This is a genomic window from Streptomyces sp. NPDC104367 (genome assembly GCF_055583825.1).
The window spans coordinates 241,146-257,499 of record NZ_JBVJND010000012.1 but is presented as its reverse complement, the minus strand read 5'-3'; the positions used below and the strand labels follow the sequence as shown (position 1 = coordinate 257,499).

The 16,354-nt window shown below is 71.6% G+C and carries 13 protein-coding genes and 1 pseudogene; 9 read left to right on the top strand and 5 right to left on the bottom strand.

Features of this window, described 5'->3' with window-relative positions:
* The first annotated feature begins 124 nt into the window (after positions 1-124).
* A complete protein-coding gene (locus ACZ619_RS20345; protein WP_469600540.1) occupies positions 125-1,663 on the top strand; it encodes an MFS transporter in 1,539 nt (512 codons plus the stop codon).
* A gap of 72 nt (positions 1,664-1,735) precedes the next feature.
* On the opposite strand, the gene ACZ619_RS20340 is transcribed toward ACZ619_RS20345, so the two are convergent.
* Positions 1,736-2,290 carry a MarR family winged helix-turn-helix transcriptional regulator gene (locus tag ACZ619_RS20340; protein WP_469600538.1) on the bottom strand — a complete coding sequence of 185 codons (555 nt, stop codon included), beginning with the start codon at positions 2,288-2,290 and terminating at the stop codon, positions 1,736-1,738.
* Positions 2,291-2,465: 175 nt separating this feature from the next.
* Between ACZ619_RS20340 and ACZ619_RS20335 the strand changes: the two genes are divergently transcribed.
* Positions 2,466-3,272: a dioxygenase family protein gene (locus tag ACZ619_RS20335; protein WP_469600536.1), complete on the top strand. Its 807-nt coding sequence runs from the start codon at positions 2,466-2,468 to the stop codon at positions 3,270-3,272.
* A 41-nt stretch (positions 3,273-3,313) separates the two neighbouring features.
* On the opposite strand, the gene ACZ619_RS20330 is transcribed toward ACZ619_RS20335, so the two are convergent.
* Complete coding sequence (locus tag ACZ619_RS20330; protein ID WP_469600534.1) at positions 3,314-3,832, bottom strand: GNAT family N-acetyltransferase; 519 nt, start codon at positions 3,830-3,832, stop codon at positions 3,314-3,316.
* A 238-nt stretch (positions 3,833-4,070) separates the two neighbouring features.
* Between ACZ619_RS20330 and ACZ619_RS20325 the strand changes: the two genes are divergently transcribed.
* Together ACZ619_RS20325 and ACZ619_RS20320 are read left to right on the top strand one after the other, a co-directional pair.
* Positions 4,071-5,084, top strand: a complete 1,014-nt coding sequence (locus tag ACZ619_RS20325; RefSeq protein WP_469600531.1) for a sigma-70 family RNA polymerase sigma factor — start codon at positions 4,071-4,073, stop codon at positions 5,082-5,084.
* A gap of 625 nt (positions 5,085-5,709) precedes the next feature.
* Complete coding sequence (locus ACZ619_RS20320) at positions 5,710-6,471, top strand: TetR/AcrR family transcriptional regulator (RefSeq protein WP_469600528.1); 762 nt, start codon at positions 5,710-5,712, stop codon at positions 6,469-6,471.
* 142 nt (positions 6,472-6,613) lie between these two features.
* Here ACZ619_RS20320 and ACZ619_RS20315 read toward each other — a convergent pair whose 3' ends face one another.
* Complete coding sequence (locus tag ACZ619_RS20315; RefSeq protein ID WP_469600525.1) at positions 6,614-7,642, bottom strand: helix-turn-helix transcriptional regulator; 1,029 nt, start codon at positions 7,640-7,642, stop codon at positions 6,614-6,616.
* A gap of 217 nt (positions 7,643-7,859) precedes the next feature.
* On the opposite strand from ACZ619_RS20315, the gene ACZ619_RS20310 reads away from it, so the two are divergent.
* The 5 genes from ACZ619_RS20310 to ACZ619_RS20290 all read left to right on the top strand — a co-directional run bounded on the left by ACZ619_RS20310 (position 7,860) and on the right by ACZ619_RS20290 (position 14,280).
* Entirely contained in the window at positions 7,860-9,308 is a 1,449-nt protein-coding gene (locus ACZ619_RS20310) for an MFS transporter (protein WP_469600647.1), read from the top strand.
* A 257-nt stretch (positions 9,309-9,565) separates the two neighbouring features.
* Positions 9,566-10,327 (top strand): DeoR/GlpR family DNA-binding transcription regulator, encoded by a 762-nt coding sequence (locus ACZ619_RS20305; RefSeq protein WP_469600523.1) that lies wholly within the window; start codon positions 9,566-9,568, stop codon positions 10,325-10,327.
* 137 nt (positions 10,328-10,464) lie between these two features.
* Positions 10,465-11,412, top strand: coding sequence for a 1-phosphofructokinase (gene pfkB, locus ACZ619_RS20300; protein WP_469600643.1), 948 nt, complete (start codon positions 10,465-10,467; stop codon positions 11,410-11,412).
* Positions 11,413-11,668: 256 nt separating this feature from the next.
* The gene (locus tag ACZ619_RS20295) at positions 11,669-13,924 is read left to right on the top strand and encodes a PTS fructose transporter subunit IIABC (RefSeq protein WP_469600519.1); all 2,256 of its coding nucleotides are present in this window, start codon (positions 11,669-11,671) and stop codon (positions 13,922-13,924) included.
* Between the two features lie 110 nt (positions 13,925-14,034).
* Complete coding sequence (locus ACZ619_RS20290) at positions 14,035-14,280, top strand: hypothetical protein (protein WP_469600517.1); 246 nt, start codon at positions 14,035-14,037, stop codon at positions 14,278-14,280.
* 27 nt (positions 14,281-14,307) lie between these two features.
* On the opposite strand, the pseudogene ACZ619_RS20285 reads toward ACZ619_RS20290, so the two are convergent.
* A pseudogene (locus ACZ619_RS20285) lies at positions 14,308-14,861 on the bottom strand (DUF6227 family protein).
* Between the two features lie 157 nt (positions 14,862-15,018).
* Positions 15,019-16,242, bottom strand: a complete 1,224-nt coding sequence (locus tag ACZ619_RS20280; protein ID WP_469600514.1) for a L,D-transpeptidase — start codon at positions 16,240-16,242, stop codon at positions 15,019-15,021.
* Positions 16,243-16,354 lie beyond the last annotated feature (112 nt).

The window sequence follows — 16,354 nt, the reverse complement described above, 5'->3', positions numbered from 1 at the left end:
ACCGCGATGAGTCCGGGGCCGTCCGCCGGTCCCTGACCTGACGCACCACCACACGCACCACCACACGCATCGCTTTTTCCGTCACGAAGTCATGAAGTCACGAAGTCACGAAGTGGGTACCCCCATGTCAGAAACAGCCGCCAAGGCTCCCGGCGCACCGGCATCGTCCGGTGACGCCAACCGCTGGAAAGCGCTCGTCTTCATCGCGCTCGCCCAGCTGATGGTCGTCCTCGACGCCACCATCGTGAACATCGCGCTGCCCTCCGCCCAGACCGACCTGGGCATCTCCGACGGCAACCGGCAGTGGGTCGTCACGGCCTACGCCCTCGCCTTCGGCGGCCTGCTGCTCTTCGGCGGCCGTATCGCCGACCTGTGGGGCCGCAAGCGGGCCTTCGTCATAGGCCTGGCCGGCTTCGCCGCCGCCTCCGCGCTCGGCGGTGCGGCGACCAGCGGCGCGATGATGTTCGGCGCCCGCGCCCTCCAGGGCGTCTTCGGCGCCATGCTCGCCCCGGCCGCGCTCTCCCTGCTCGCCGTGATGTTCACGGACGCCAAGGAGCGTGCCAAGGCGTTCGGTATCTACGGCGCGATCGCCGGTGGCGGCGGCGCCGTCGGCTTCATCCTCGGCGGTGTGCTCACCGAGTACCTGGACTGGCGCTGGACGTTCTTCGTGAACATCCCGTTCGCCATCGTCGCCGCGCTCGGCGCGTACTTCGTCATCCGTGAGCCGGAGGGCGGCCGCAACCGCAACCCGCTCGACATCCCCGGCGTACTGCTGTCCACCCTCGGCCTGGTCTCGCTGGTCTACGGTTTCACCCGCGCCGAGTCCGACGGCTGGGGCGACGCCACCACCATCGGCCTGTTCGTGGCCTCCGCGGTGCTGCTGATCGCGTTCGTCGTCACCGAGACCCGGGTCAAGGCGCCGCTGCTGCCGCTGCGCGTGGTCACCGACCGCAACCGTGGCGGTATCTACCTCTCGCTCGGTATCGCGATCATCGCGATGTTCGGCACCTTCCTCTTCCTGACCTACTACCTCCAGGTCATCAAGGGCTTCTCGCCGATCCAGACCGGCTTCGCCTTCCTGCCGATGGTCGCGGGCATGATGGTCGGCTCCACCCAGATCGGCACCCGTCTGATGACCCGGGTCCCGGCCCGGCTGCTGATGGGCCCGGGCTTCCTGGTCGCCGCCGTGGGCATGCTGCTGATGACCCAGCTGGAGACCGGCTCGTCGTACGCCTCGACGATCCTGCCCGCGATGGTGCTGCTCGGCCTCGGCATGGGTACGGCGTTCATGCCGGCCATGTCGCTCGCCACGCTCGGCGTCGAGCCCCGGGACGCCGGTGTCGCCTCCGCGATGGTCAACACCTCGCAGCAGGTCGGCGGCGCGATCGGCACCGCGCTGCTGAACACGATCGCCGCGTCCGCGACGACGTCGTACATCAAGGACCACATCGCGACCGCGAGCTCCACGTCGCAGCAGCAGCTGGTGCAGATGCAGGGCGCGGTGCACGGCTACACCAGCGCCATCTGGTTCGCCGTCGGCATGCTGGTGCTGGCCTCGGTGATCGTCCTGGCCCTCGTCAACGCCGGTACGCCGGGCTCCACCCCGGTGGCCTCCGGCGAGGGCGCGGAGGACGAGGTGGCGATCCCGGTGGTCGCCCACTGAGCCTCTGAGCGACCGGCGGCGACCGGTCGGCCGACCGCAGGGGTACCCGCAGGCGGACCTGTTCCCGGCTTCTCAGCGGAGCCAGGGCAGGTCCGCGCCCGCGTCGCTCGGCTGCAGACCCTCGGCGACGATCTCCATGATCTCGCCGAGGGTCCGCTGCTGTTCCGGGGTCAGCCGCTCGAACAGCGCCTGCCGTACGGCGGCCACGTGGCCCGGCGCGGTGCGCTGGAGCACCTCGGCGCCCTCGTCGGTCAGTACGGCGAACTGGCCCCGCTTGTCGGAGGGGCAGTCCTCCCGGCGCACCCAGCCGCTCTTCTCCAGGCGGGCGATCGCATGCGAGAGCCGGGACCGGGTGATCTTCGCCCGCATCGCCAGCTCGGTCATCCGCAGCCGCCGCCCGGGGGCCTCGGCGAGGCCGACGAGCAGGCCGTAGTAGATGTGCGGCATCCCCGCGTCCCGCTGGAGCTGACGGTCCAGGTGGTCCTCCAGCAGCGTCGTGGCATGCAGGTACGAGCGCCAGACGCGCTGTTCGTCGGCGGTGAGCCAGCGGTCCTGGTGCGCCTGGTGACCCTGCTGCCGTGGCTGCTGCTGCTGCTGCGCGGTGGCGGATGTGGGTGCCGTAGTCATGTGTCCCACTGTACGAGGCCTCTCCTTGAAGATTAAACAAGTAGGGCGTAAGGTGTTGACCTGAAAGCTTGAGAGTTAAAACATTGCTCTCACTTCGCTTTGCTTTGCTTCACCTCACTTCACCTCAGTTCACTTCACTTCATCGACAGCTTCGTACTCGGAGGGAGCCGCCGTCATGTCCGCCGCAGCCCAGGAACGCATGTCCGCGGAGCGTATGCCCGCCCTCTATCTGAGCCACGGCGCGCCGCCGCTCGCCGACGACGCCGTCTGGCCCGGAGAACTGGCCGCCTGGAGCGCGGACCTGCCCCGCCCCAAGGCGATCCTGATGGTCTCCGCGCACTGGGAGGAGGCCCCCCTCGCTCTCGGTGCCGTCCAGCCCGTCCCCCTCGTCTACGACTTCTGGGGCTTCCCCGAGCACTACTACAGGGTCCGGTACGAGGCCCCCGGCGCGCCCGAGCTCGCCGAGTCCGTGCGCAAGCTGCTGCGCGCCCCCGGCACCCCCGTGCAGGACATCCCGGACCGCGGCCTCGACCACGGCGCCTACGTGCCCCTGGTGGAGATGTTCCCGGCCGCGGACATCCCCGTCCTCCAGATCTCCATGCCCACCCTCGACCCGGTCCGCCTGATGGAGATCGGCCGCCGGCTCGCCCCGCTGCGCGACGAGGGCGTGCTGATCGTCGGCTCCGGCTTCTTCACCCACAACCTCGCCGCCCTGCGCCACGTCGGCAAGGGTGTGCCGACCTGGTCCTCGGAGTTCGACGACTGGGGGCACCGGGCGCTGGAGAACCGCGACTGGGACGCCCTCCTCGACTTCCTCGACAAGGCCCCGGCCGGCCGCTACGCCCACCCGCGCACCGAGCACTTCGCGCCGCTCTTCGTCACCATGGGCGCGGCCGAGGCGGGCGGCGAGCTGGACGCGCAGAAGTCGGTGATCGACGGGTTCTGGATGGGGATGGCGAAGCGGTCGGTGCAGTTCGGCTGAGGGTGCGGGTCGGCTGACGGCCGGGTGTGGTGAGGCGTGGTCTACAGGTCCTTCTCGTACCAGGCCACGTCCCAGTAGCGGCCGAACTTGCGGCCCACCTCGCGGTACGTGCCGACGTACCGGAAACCGAAGCGCTCGTGCAGCCGGGTGGACGCCTCGTTCGGCTGCGCGACGCCCGCGTAGGCGCGGTGCAGGTCCTCGCCCCCGAGCGCCTCGAACAGGGCCGTGTAGAGCAGCGTGCCGATCCCGCGCCCGCCGGCCCGCGGGGCGACGTAGACCGTGGTCTCCACCGAGGTCCCGTAGGCCGGTTTCGCTCGGTAGGGGCTGGATGTGGCGTACCCGAGAATCTCCTGTGAGTCCCCGTCCGTGGCAACCATCAGGCGGTACGGGCCGTCTTCCGGGTGGGAGAGCAGCCAAGGACGACGCTCTTCCGGCGTGAAGACCATCGTGTCGAACGTGATGGGCGTCTCACGTACGTAGTGGTTGTAGAGGTCCGTGAGAGCTTCGAGATCCTCCTCGACTCCCGGCCTGACCTGCACCTCTGTACGTTCGGACGACATCCCGCCTCCTCTGGTGGCCGCACAGGGTACTGCATGATCAGAAAAATCGGGGGGCGCCATGGGAATTCTGTCCGGATTCCAGTCGTTGTTTCCATCGGATGCAGGGCACTCGGCGAGAGTCCCAGGAGTTCCAGGAATGGGGTTCCGGAGCGTGTCGAGTCGAGTGAACGGCATTCGCTGAAGAACCGAAGGACCCGACAGGACCAACCCGCCCGCCCACCATCGCAAGGGAGCACGCATGGCAACCCGTGCCGTCGCCCGTCGTAAGACCGCCACTGGCGAGGCGGCCGACTCGGCAAGCAGTGTCCGCGCCCGTGCCGTTCGCAGCCACGCCGGCGAGATCGCCGACCGCGACCTGGTCGGCATGTACCTCGACGAGATCGCGCGCACACCGCTGCTCGACGCCGCCAAGGAAGTCGAGCTGTCCCAGACCATAGAGGCGGGTGTGTTCGCGCGGCAGGTCCTCGACGGCGAGGAGGAGTCCGTGTCGGACGCCTCCCGTGAGGAGCTGGAGGCGCTCGTCGCCGCCGGCGAGCGGGCGAAGGACGTCTTCATCCGCTCCAACCTCCGCCTGGTCGTGGCAGTCGCCCGGCGCTACCCGCGCAGCGGCCTGCCCCTGCTGGACCTGATCCAGGAGGGCAACGCCGGCCTGGTGCGCGCCGTCGAGAAGTTCGACTACCGCAAGGGCTTCAAGTTCTCCACGTACGCCACCTGGTGGATCCGTCAGGCGATCACCCGCTCCATCGCGGACCAGTCCCGGACCATCCGGCTCCCCGTCCACCTGGTGGAGGAGCTGGGCCGTATCCGCCGCGTCCAGCGCGAGTTCAACCGGGAGCACGGCCGCGACCCGGAGCCCGCCGAGATCGCCGCCGAGCTCGGCTCCACGCCGGAGCGCGTCACCGACGTGCTCGACTGGGCCCGTGACCCGGTCTCGCTGAACATGTCGGTGGACGACGACGGCGACACCCAGTTCGGCGACCTCCTGGAGGACACGTCGGCGGTCAGCCCCGAGCAGTCCGTCCTGACCCTGCTGCGCAGCGAGGAACTGGACGACCTCATCGGCCGCCTGGACCAGCGCACGGCCTCCATCATCAAGATGCGGTACGGCATCGAGGACGGCCGCGAGCGCACGCTGACCGAGGTCGGCAAGGAGCACGGCCTGACCCGTGAGCGGATCCGCCAGATCGAGAAGCACGCGCTGCTGGAGCTGAAGAAGCTGGCCCGCGACACCGGGTTCGAACCGGCGGCGTGAGCGTCGGGTCGTAGAGCCGTAGAGCCGTAGAGCCGTAGAGCCAAAGAGCCGTAGAGACGCAAGAGCTGTATGGGCTGGCAGGGGGGCGCGGGTGGTGTGTGCGGAGCGTAGGGCGAGCGGGGCCCGTGCGCCGGGGAGCGCGCGAGGTTCCACCGTTCACCCGGCGCGTGCGCCCGGTGGCGGAAGACGGCGCGAACATGGCGCGGTACCGTCGCTTCAAGGCGCCACGTGTAGGGAACAACCAGTCAGGGCCCCGGCGTTGAGGCCCTTGGCAGCGGTCGTGCGGTGGACGCGCTCCGCCGGACGACGACGACCTTGACGGCCTCTCACCCCCAGTGAGCCATGTCCCGACGCACCGATCCCCCCGGCGCCGGGACCTCCGCAGAGCCGGGCTTCGGCGCCCATCCCCCCCGGGCGCCGGGGCCCGGTTCCACCTCGCCGCCGTTCTCGGGCTCGCCGTCAGGGGCCGGTGTTTCGAGTTCGGTGTCCGGGTTCGGTGTCCGGGGCCGGAGTTCTGCCCTGCCGCCCGCTGTCCCGGCATGCTGAGCGGCGGCCCACCCCGTACCTGAACCACGGGGTGAACCACCGGATGGCAGATTCTGCCACAGCGACATAGCCTGCCGAGGTGAGCACCCCCAGCACCACCGGCGACTTCCCTGCGCCGGACCCCGCCCCCCTCTCCCTCACGGAGCGACGCAAGGCGGAGACCCGCGTGGAGATCGCCCGCGCGGCCGCGGGTCTTTTCGTACGGAAGGGCCTGCGGGCCACCCGGGCCGAGGACATCGCGCAGGCCGCGGGCGTCGCACCGCGCACGTTCTACCGCTACTTCGCCACGAAGGAGGAGGCGGTCGCCCCGCTCTACGCGGCGGGCGCCCGCCGCTGGGCGGAGGCGGTCCGCGCGGCCCCGGCCGCCCTCTCCGTCCCCGAGGCCCTGGAACACGCGGTCCACCACACCCTCACACCCGGCGTGGGCGTCTCTGCGGCCTCCTGGGAGTGGGTCCGCACCCTCATCGAACTCGCCGGTTCGAGCCCGGCCCTGCGCAAGGTGTGGGCGGAGGTGTGCCAGTCCTCGGAGGACCTCCTCACCTCGATCCTGGCGGAGCGCACGTCCCCGGACAACGTTTCCCCCACCCCGAGCCTCCGCTTCGCCTCGGCGGTGGCCAGCGCGGCGGTCCGGGTCGCGGTCGAGTCCTGGGCGGCCGGCACGGCGTCCGCGGAGGGGGAGGAGGGCCCGAGCGCACTGGCACTGCGGAACCTGGCGGCGCTGCGAGGGTTCGAGTGGGAGACGGGGGCAGGGAGAGGGGCAGGAACGGAGACGGGGACAGGGAGAGGGACGGAGACGGGGACGGGGGCGGGGACAGTGGCGGCGGGCCGACAGTCCGGCTAGCCGCCCGCGCCCCCACCCGCATCCACTCAGGCCTCCCCGCCCGCGCCCCCGCCCGCGCCCCCACCCGCATCCACTCAGGCCTCCCCGCCCGCGCCCCCGCCCGCGCCCCCACCCGCATCCACTCAGGCGCCCCCGCATCCACTCAGGCCTCCCCGCCTCCGCCCCCACCGCCCCGCACCAGGCGTTCCCCCAACTCCCTTGCACATGAAGCGAGTTCCTCCGGCTCCCGCACCACGAACTCGCGGCCCGCCATCAACAGCCGTACCGCCAGCCACTCCAGCGGATCCCCGCTGGTGCCGCGCACCACGCACCAACCTTTGTCACCCTCGCCCCCTTCGCGCCCTTCGTCGCCCTCGCCGCCCTCGCCACCCTCGTCCACCGGTGTCCCCAGCCACCCCGGCAGCCGGGCCCCCACCTCCCGCGCCGACCCGGCGAACGCGACCACGAACTCGTACGACTCCTGCTGGCGGCCGATGGAGCGCCGCAGGTACTCCGCGGCGCTCCCCGTCGGCAGCTCCCGCGGAGCGAACCGTGCCCCGGTCGCGAACGGCTCGCTCACCCGGTCGACCCGGAACGTCCGCCAGTCGTCGCGGCCGAGGTCGTACGCCACGAGGTACCACCGCCGCCCGGTCGACACCAGCCGGTACGGCTCGGCCTGCCGCCGCGTCTCGCTCCCGTCCGCCGCGCGGTAGGCGAACCGCAGCCGCTCCCGCCCCGCCACCGCCGACGCCATCACGGTCAGTGTCTCCGGCGCGATACTCGCCCCGTCTCCGCTGGTCAGCGCCGTGGTCGCGGCCTGGAGAGTGGTCACCCGGTGCCGCAGCCGGGTCGGCAGCACCTGCTCCAGCTTCGCCAGCGCCCGCACCGACGCCTCGTCCACCCCCTCCACCGCGTGCCCGGCCCCGGCGCGCAGCCCGACCGCGATGGCCACGGCCTCCTCGTCGTCGAGGAGCAGCGGCGGCATCGCCTTCCCCGCGACCAGCCGGTACCCGCCGTCGGAACCCTTGCTGGCCTCCACGGGGTACCCCAGCTCCCGCAGCCGGTCGATGTCCCGCCGCACCGTACGCCGTGACACCCCGAGCCGGTCGGCGAGTTCGCCGCCGGGCCACTCGCGGGGCGTCTGGAGAAGAGACAGCAACTGGAGGAGCCGTGCCGGAGTGTCCGTCGTCATGCGTCGAGGATGGCGTACGACTAGGACCGGATCTGGCCTAAAGCCCTCTTAGGCTGATGGCATGACCTCCAGCGAGATGAGCGCCTCCCAGGGGCGCGGGGAACTGCGCGACCAACAACGACGCACCGGAACCCGATCGGCCACGCGCACCCCGACGGCGCCCGGAACGTCGGCCTCTCCAGGGGCGCCGCACCGCTGGCTGGCCCTGGCCATCGTCATGACCGCCGCCTTCATGGACCTCGTCGACGTCACCATCGTCAACATCGCGATCCCCTCCATCCAACGGGACGCGGGCGCCTCCTTCAGCCAGATCCAGTGGATAACCGCCGGCTACGCGCTGGCCTTCGCGGCCGGCCTGATCACCGGCGGCCGCCTCGGTGACATTCACGGCCGTAAACGACTGTTCCTCCTCGGTGTCGCCGGCTTCACCGTCGCCTCCGCCCTGTGCGGCTTCGCCGCGAACCCGGAGATGCTCGTCGCCTCCCGCATCCTCCAGGGCGCCATGGCCGCGATGATGGTTCCGCAGGTCCTCTCGATCGTGCACGCCACCTTCCCCGCCCACGAGCGCGGCAAGGTCTTCGGCCTGTTCGGCGCGATCGTCGGCCTGGGCGCGGTCTCCGGCCCGCTGCTCGGCGCCCTCCTGACTGAGTGGAACCTCTTCGGCCTCGAATGGCGCCCGATCTTCCTCATCAACCTCCCGGTCGGCATCGCGGCCCTCCTCCTCGGCCGCCGTTACATCAGCGAATCCAAGGCCCCGAGGACGCTGAAACTGGACCTGGTCGGCGTGACCCTGGTGACCCTCGGCCTGCTGATGCTGCTCTACCCGCTGACCCGCGGCCGTGAGCTGGGCTGGCCGCTGTGGGGGTACCTGTCGATGGCCGGCGCGCTCGTCGTCTTCGCCGTACTCGTCGCCTACGAACGCCGCAAGGCCGCCCGCGACGGCTCCCCCCTCATCGAGACCTCCCTCTTCAAGGTGAAGAGCTTCGCCGCGGGCATCGCCGTGCAGACCGTCTTCGGTGTCGTGCTCGGCGTGTTCTTCCTGGTCTGGACGCTGTACATGCAGACCGGCCTGGGCTGGAGCCCGCTCCACGCCGGCCTCACCGGCATCCCCTTCTCCCTCGCCGTCTCCGTCGCGGCCGGCATGTCCGTGCAGAAGCTGGTCCCGCGCTTCGGCCGCAAGGTGCTCCAGGCCGGCGCCCTGCTGATGGTCCTCGGCGTGCTGATCTACGTCGGTGAGTCGCACCGCTACGGCCTCGCCATCGCCTCCTGGCAGATGGCCCTGCCGCTGGTCGTGATGGGCGCGGGCATGGGCCTGATCGTCGCCCCGCTGACCGACGCGGTGCTGTCGGAGGTGCCGCGCGAGCACGCCGGGTCCGCCTCCGGCCTGATCAACACCGTGCAGCAGATGGGCAACGCGCTCGGCCTAGGCCTGGTCTCCGTCGTCTTCTTCGGCGTCATCGACGACCGTCTGACCCCGGCGCAGGTCGGCCCGGCCTTCGTGAACGCCTTCCAGCACGCGCTGCTCTGGGTGGCCGCCGTCCTGGCCGTGATCTTCCTGCTGATGTCCGCCCTGCCGAAGCGCCCCGCGCAGCACCTGGAGGGCGGGGCGGACGACGAGCCGCACCCGACGGCGGCGCCGGAACCGGAACGCGAACTGGTCCACTGAGCCTGCCGCGCGCATGCCTGGTGGGAGGCCCGGTACCGGAAGGTGCCGGGCCTCTCGCGTGCCTGCCCGGACGCGTCGCCACAGCCACCGAAGCCCGAACATGTCCGATTGAAGCCCGAACCTGTTTACTTTCCGGAAATCCGAGCGTAGCCTCCCAGAGAAACCACAAGTTCGGGCACGAGTCAGACATAGTCGGGCATCAGCCGGACGCCGGTCGGACCTCGGCCGGACGTATCGTGAAGCGGAGGCGCAGGGGCATGTACGCACCGGAGCGGCAGCAGGAGATCCTCCGGCTCGCCCGTGACGGCGGCCGGGTGGACGTCGTGTCGCTCGCCGAGGAGTTCCAGGTCACGCAGGAGACGATCCGCCGCGACCTGAAGGCCCTCGACCGCGCCGGCCTCGTCCGCCGCGTGCACGGCGGTGCCATACCGGCCGGGCGCCTCGACTTCGAGCCGGACCTCGCCGAACGCGAGTCCACCTCGGCCGACGAGAAGGACCGCATCGCCAAGGCCGCCCTCTCGGAACTGCCCACCGAGGGCACCCTGATCCTCGACGCCGGTACGACCGTCGCCCGCCTCGCCGCGGCCATCCCGCTGGAGGCGGACCTCACCGTCGTCACCCACAGCCTCCCCATCGCGGCCCGCCTCGCCGACCACCCGGGCATCCAGCTCCACCTGGTCGGAGGGCGCGTACGGAACCGCACGCGCGCCGCCGTGGACGCCTGGGCGCTCCGCGCGTACGGCGAGATCCGCGCCGACGTCCTCTTCGTCGCCGCCAACGGCTTCTCCGCCGACCACGGCCTCACCACCCCCGACCTCGCCGAGGCCGCGGTCAAGCGGGCCGCCGTCGCCGCGGCCCGCCGGGTGGTCCTGCTCGCCGACTCCGCCAAGCACGGCGAGGAGCACTTCGCCCGCTTCGGCGACCTGAGCGATGTGGACCTGCTGATCACCGACAGCGGACTGAGCCCCGAGGACGCCGCCGCCATCGAGCGCGGCGGCACGGAAGTAGTACGAGCATGAGCACCACGAGCACTTCGAGCACCACGGGCACTGCGGGCGCCACGAGCACTGCGGGCACTGCGGGCGCCACGAGCACTGCGGGCGCCACGAGCACCACGGGCACGAGCACCGGCGTCGGCGTCACGGGCGGTACGAGCATGATCCTCACCGTCACCCCGAACCCCTCCCTCGACCGCACCTACGAGCTGCCCTCCCTGGAGCGCGGCGAGGTCATCCGCGCCACCGGCGAACGCATGGACCCCGGCGGCAAGGGCGTCAACGTCTCCCGCGCGGTCGCCGCCGCCGGCCGGCGCACGGTCGCCGTCCTGCCCCTGGGGGGTGCGCCGGGGGCGCTCGTCGCCGACCTGCTCGACGCGCAGGGCATCGAGGTCGCGCCGGTCCCGGTCGCCGGCGACACCCGCTCGAACATCGCGCTCGCGGAGTCCGACGGGGTGCTCACCAAGATCAACGCGCCGGGTCCTGAGCTGTCCCCGGCGGAACAGGAACTCCTCCTGGAGACCGTCCGCGAGCAGTCCCGCGACGCCGACTGGATCGCGTGCTGCGGCAGCCTGCCGCGCGGGCTCGCGCCCTCCTGGTACGCCGATGTCGTCGCGCGGGCGCACGCCGGGGGCGCTCGCATCGCGCTGGACACCTCGGGGCGCGCGCTGCTCGAAGCGCTGCGCGAGCGGCCCGACGTGGTGAAGCCGAACGCCGAGGAGCTCGCGGAAGCCGTCGGGCGCCCCCTGGCGACGGTGGGCGACGCGCTGAAGGCGGCCGAGGAGTTGCGCGGCATGGGCGCACGCGCCGTGCTCGCCAGCCTGGGCGCCGACGGCCAGCTCCTGGTGGAGGACGCGGGCGCCTGGTTCGCGAGCGCCCGCGTGGACACCGTCCGCAGCAACGTCGGGGCCGGCGACTCCTCCCTCGCCGGTTTCCTCATCGCCGGCGGCAGCGGCCCGGGCGCCCTCGCCTCCGCGGTCGCCCACGGCGCCGCCGCCGTCCAGCTGCCCGGCAGCGTGATGCCCACCCCGGCCGACCTGGACCCGGCGTCGGTCACCGTCACCGACCTCGTCCCCGTCGACCGCGAACTGACGGAGCCGGTGTCATGAACGCCCGGACCACGGACACGACGGCCCGCGCGGCCGCGCTCCTCCCCGGCACCGGCCGTCGGCAACCGGCCCAGGGGCGGCGAGGTACCTCCTTACTCACCGCGCCCACGGGCCGACGGGGCACCCTGAGCCGCCCCGCCGTCCCCGGGAGGCGGGGCTTCCCCGGCCCTGTCTCCCACCCCGCCCCCCACGGCACCCCCGTCCCCACCCCCGCCCACCCCACACCCCGGGCGATACGCGTGCATAGGAGCCCGCGATGAGCGACATGATCACCGCGGACCTGGTCGATCTCGACCTGTCCGCCGACACCAAGGAAGCGGCGGCGCGCGCCCTCGCCGAGCGCATGGTGGCCCTGGGCCGGGTGACCGACCTGGACGGCTTCCTCGCCGACGTGGCCGCCCGCGAGGCCCAGATGCCGACCGGCCTCGACGGCGGCATCGGCATCCCGCACTGCCGCAGCGCCCACGTCACCGAGCCGACGCTCGCCTTCGGGCGCAGCGCCGAGGGCGTCGACTTCGGCGCCCCGGACGGCCCCGCCGACCTCATCTTCCTGATCGCGGCCCCCGCCGGCGCCGACGACGCCCACCTCACGATCCTCTCCTCCCTGGCCCGCCAGCTGATGAACTCCGAGTTCACGGACGCGCTGCGGTCGGCGGGCGACGCGGGGACGGCGGCGGCACTGATCCGAGGCGACGAGACGCCGACGACGGCGGCGGGTGCGGCGGGTGCGGCGACTGCGACTGCGGCGGGCGCGGAGTCGGCTGCGGGCGCCGGGAGCGCGAGCTCCGCTACCGCGACCGGCGCGACCGGCGCGACTGGCGCGTCCGGTGCGGCGAGCGCTGCCGAGGACGCCGTGAGCGCCGTGGGCGCCTCCCAGAACACCGCTGCGGCGCCGGCGGCGGCCTCCGCCGGCACCGCAGCGGCCGGCACGGCCACGGGCGGGGACGCGAAGGCGGCCTCGGACAAGGCGCCGGCGTCGGCTTCCGACTCCGGCTCCGACTCGGGCGGGCGTCCCTTCCGTATCGTCGCCGTCACCTCCTGCCCCACCGGCATCGCCCACACCTACATGGCGGCCGAGTCGCTGGAGAACGCGGGCCGCGCGGCGGGCGTCGAACTCGTCGTGGAGACACAGGGTTCGGCCGGCTTCACCCGGCTCGACCCCGAGGTCATCGCGGCGGCGGACGGCGTGATCTTCGCGCACGACGTCCCGGTCCGCGACAAGGACCGCTTCGCCGGTAAGCCGACCGTCGACGTCGGCGTGAAGGCGGGCATCAACCGCCCCGCCGAGCTGATCGGCGAGGTCCGCGAGAGGGCGGCCCGCGGTGAGGTGACGTCCGGCTCCGCGCCGTCCACGCCGGTCGAGCGCGCCGGTGACGCGGGCGAGGGCTACGGCACCAAGCTCCGCAAGTGGCTGATGTCCGGAGTCAGCTACATGGTTCCCTTCGTCGCGGCGGGCGGTCTGCTGATCGCCATCGGCTTCGCGATCGGCGGCTACAAGATCAACAAGGCGCCGTCGGTCATGGACCACTTCGTGTGGACGCAGGGCGACAGCTGGGGCGCGCTGTTCTTCCAGATCGGCGGCGTGGCCTTCGCCTTCCTCGTCCCCGTCCTGGCGGGCTACATCGCCTACGGCATGGCCGACCGGCCCGGCCTGGTCCCCGGCTTCGTCGGCGGCTCCATCTCCCTCACCATCAACGCCGGCTTCCTCGGCGGCCTGGCGGCCGGTCTGATCGCGGGCGGGGTGGTGCTGGGCATCCAGAAGCTCAACATCCCGGCGGCGCTGCGCGGCATCATGCCGGTGGTGGTGATCCCGCTGATCTCCTCGGCGATCGTCGGCTTCCTGATGTTCGTGGTGATCGGCAAGCCCATCGCCTCCGCGCAGAAGGGCATGACCGACTGGCTGAACGGCCTCACCGGCACCAACGCCGTCCTGCTCGGCGCCCTGCTGGGCCTGATGATGTGCTTCGACCTCGGCGGCCCCGTCAACAAGGTCGCGTACACCTTCGCCACCGCCGGTATCGCGGTCGCCAGCCCCAGTGACTCCGCGATGAAGATCATGGCGGCGGTCATGGCGGCCGGCATGGTCCCGCCGCTGGCGATGGCCCTGGCCACCACCGTGCGCGGCAAGCTCTTCACCGAGACCGAGCGCGAGAACGGCAAGGCCGCCTGGGTCCTGGGCGCCTCCTTCATCTCCGAGGGCGCGATCCCGTTCGCGGCCGCCGACCCGCTGCGCGTCATCCCCTCCGCCATGGTGGGCGGCGCCATCACCGGCGCCCTGTCGATGACCTTCGGCGCCACCCTGCGCGCCCCGCACGGCGGCATCTTCGTGGTCCCGCTGATCGGCAACCCGTTCCTCTACCTGGTCGCCATCGCCGCCGGCGTCTGCGTCACCACGGCCCTGGTCGTCATCCTGAAGGGCATGCGCAAGCCGGCCCCGCAGGCCCTGGCGGGCGGTTCCGCGTCCGGCCCGGCCGCCGCCGCGACGGAGGCCAAGCAGCCGGTCGCGGCCTGACCGCACGGCGCCCACCTGCCCCTTTGGCATGCTGTGCGCCGTTCACGGCACCTGCGAGATGCATCACGATCCGGGACCAAAGTCCCGGATCGTGGTGTGTACTGGGGCCTATGCCTGAGCACGTCTCGACCTTCCAGCTGATCGGCGCGGTCGCGCTCACCCTGGCGACCGTGGCCTGGGCGATCGTCGTGACGCGCCTGCTGCGCCGCAACCACCGCGATGCCGCCGCCTGGTACGCCGCACGCGTCCTCCCGGCCTTCCCCCAGCAGGCCGGCCCGTCCCGGGAGTCCGTCGAACTGACCCCCGACGAGCAGGACGCCTTCGCCGGCCTCGTGCGCCGCCTCGGCGGACGCTGAGGCCCCCGCGCGGACCGGTCCGCCCGGCTAGTCTTCTCGCGCCGCCCGCCGCTCCATCGCGTCCCTGGCCGCTTCCTCCGTCGGGTACACCTCGCACATGTGCCGACCGTCCGGCGTCGCCGTGTGCTCGACCTCCCACAGGGACAGCTCCCGCCCGTCACGTACACGTGCCGCGGCTCGGGGATCGGCGTCAGCGTCATCAGCACCGGCAGTTCGAAGTCCGGGGTGTCCGGCGGCAGCGGCAGCCGTGCGGTCGCGGCCCGCAGCTCCTCCTCGTCGACGTACACCTCGTGCTGCGGGTCGCTGCCCGGCGCGGTGTTGTGCACGAGCTCCCACATCGTGACCGCCGAGCCGTCGGCCAGCAGCCAGGTGTGCCGGTACGTCTCCCGGTGCAGCCCCGCGCTGTGGTGCGCCGAGTGCAGGGAACTGTCGTGCGCCAGCGCGCAGTCCAGCTGCCTTATGGCCTCGTCGGGCAGTTCGAAGGAGTTCAGGGCACGACCGAGGAGCCGCGCGAGATGCTCCTCCGGAGACTCGGGCGACTCGGCTGGTTCGTACGCTGTGGTCTCGTACGGAACGCTCAAGGTTTCTCCCGGCGTTGCTGCATGTCACCTTGTGGGTGCATACCGTAGCCCCTCGGTCGGACATCATGTCCGGGAACCGAGAAAACGTACGCCGGGAAAACGCACGGGCCGCGCGAAAAGTTCCCGCGCGACCCGACGATCCGTCAAAACCAGCCGGTCACACCGCGCTTCCGGCGGTCCACGCGCTCCACGACAGGTTCCAGCCGTTGAGCCCGTTGTCCGGCTGCACGGTCTTGTCGGGGGAGTTCTTCACGATCACGACGTCCCCGACGAGGGAGCTGTCGTAGAACCACTTCGCCATGGTGTCCCCCTGCGCGCCCTGCACGTCCGCGAGCCCCACACAGCCGTGGCTGGTGCCCTCGCGCCCGAACGGCGGGTTGGACCGGCTGTACCAGTAGTTGCCGTGGATGAACGTCCCCGACGTCGTCAGCCGCATCGCGTGCGGCACGTCCGGGATGTCGTACTCCCCGCCCAGACCGACCGTCTGGCTGTTCATCCGGGTCTGGACGAACTTCTCGGAGATCACCATCTGCCCGTTGTACGTCGTGTGCTCGGGGCTGCCCGTGGACACCGGCACCGTCTTGAGGACCTTGCCGTCACGCACCACCGTCATGGTCTGCGTGTCGGCGTCCACCGTGGACACCTGCGAACGCCCGACGGTGAACGTCACCGTCTTCCTCTGCACCCCGTAGACGCCGTTCGCGCCCTCGACCCCGTCCAGGTCGATCTTCATCGTGACCTTGGAGCCGGCCTTCCAGTACTCCTGCGGCCGGAAGTCCAGCCGCTGCGTCCCGAACCAGTGCCCCACCACCTGCTGGCCGCTGCTCGACGTGACCGTGATGTGCGACTGCACGGCCTTCCTGTCGGAGATGGCCTTGTCGAAGTTGAACGACACCGGCATCCCCACACCGACGGTCGTCCCGTTGTCCGGCGTGTACGTGCCGATGAAGCTGTTCGACGAACTGACGGTGGTGAAGATGGAGTTGGCCGCCGCCGTGAGCCCCTTCGAGTCCTTCGCGGTCGCCGATATCTCGTACTTCGTGCCGCGCTCCAGCTGCTCCTTCGGCTTCCAGACGCTGCCGTTCGCCGATATCGCGCCGTCCACCGACTGCCCCGACCCCGCCACGGTCATCTTCACGTCCGTCAGCCTGCCGTCGCTGACCTGCACGCCCGTCGTGTTGATGGACGCGCCGGTCGAACCGTCCTTCGCCGAGATCGCGATCTTCGCCGTGGACGTCCTGGCGGCGCTGTCCTGCCCGCCCTTGCCGTCGTCGGTCTTGGCGTCGGCGCTGCCGCCGCAGGCGGTCAGGGTGAGGGCGCCGACCATCAGGGCGGCACAGGCCCCCAGCGCGCGCCGCGCTGCAATGTCCGGCGTTGTCACGGGCTGCTCCAGGTTCTTGTGATGTGCGTGATCCGCTCCAGTGCGTGGAGGAAGAGGGCGGCGCGCCCGCATGGGTTCCCTCCGGCCCCCGTGAACGCCGTCACGTGACAGA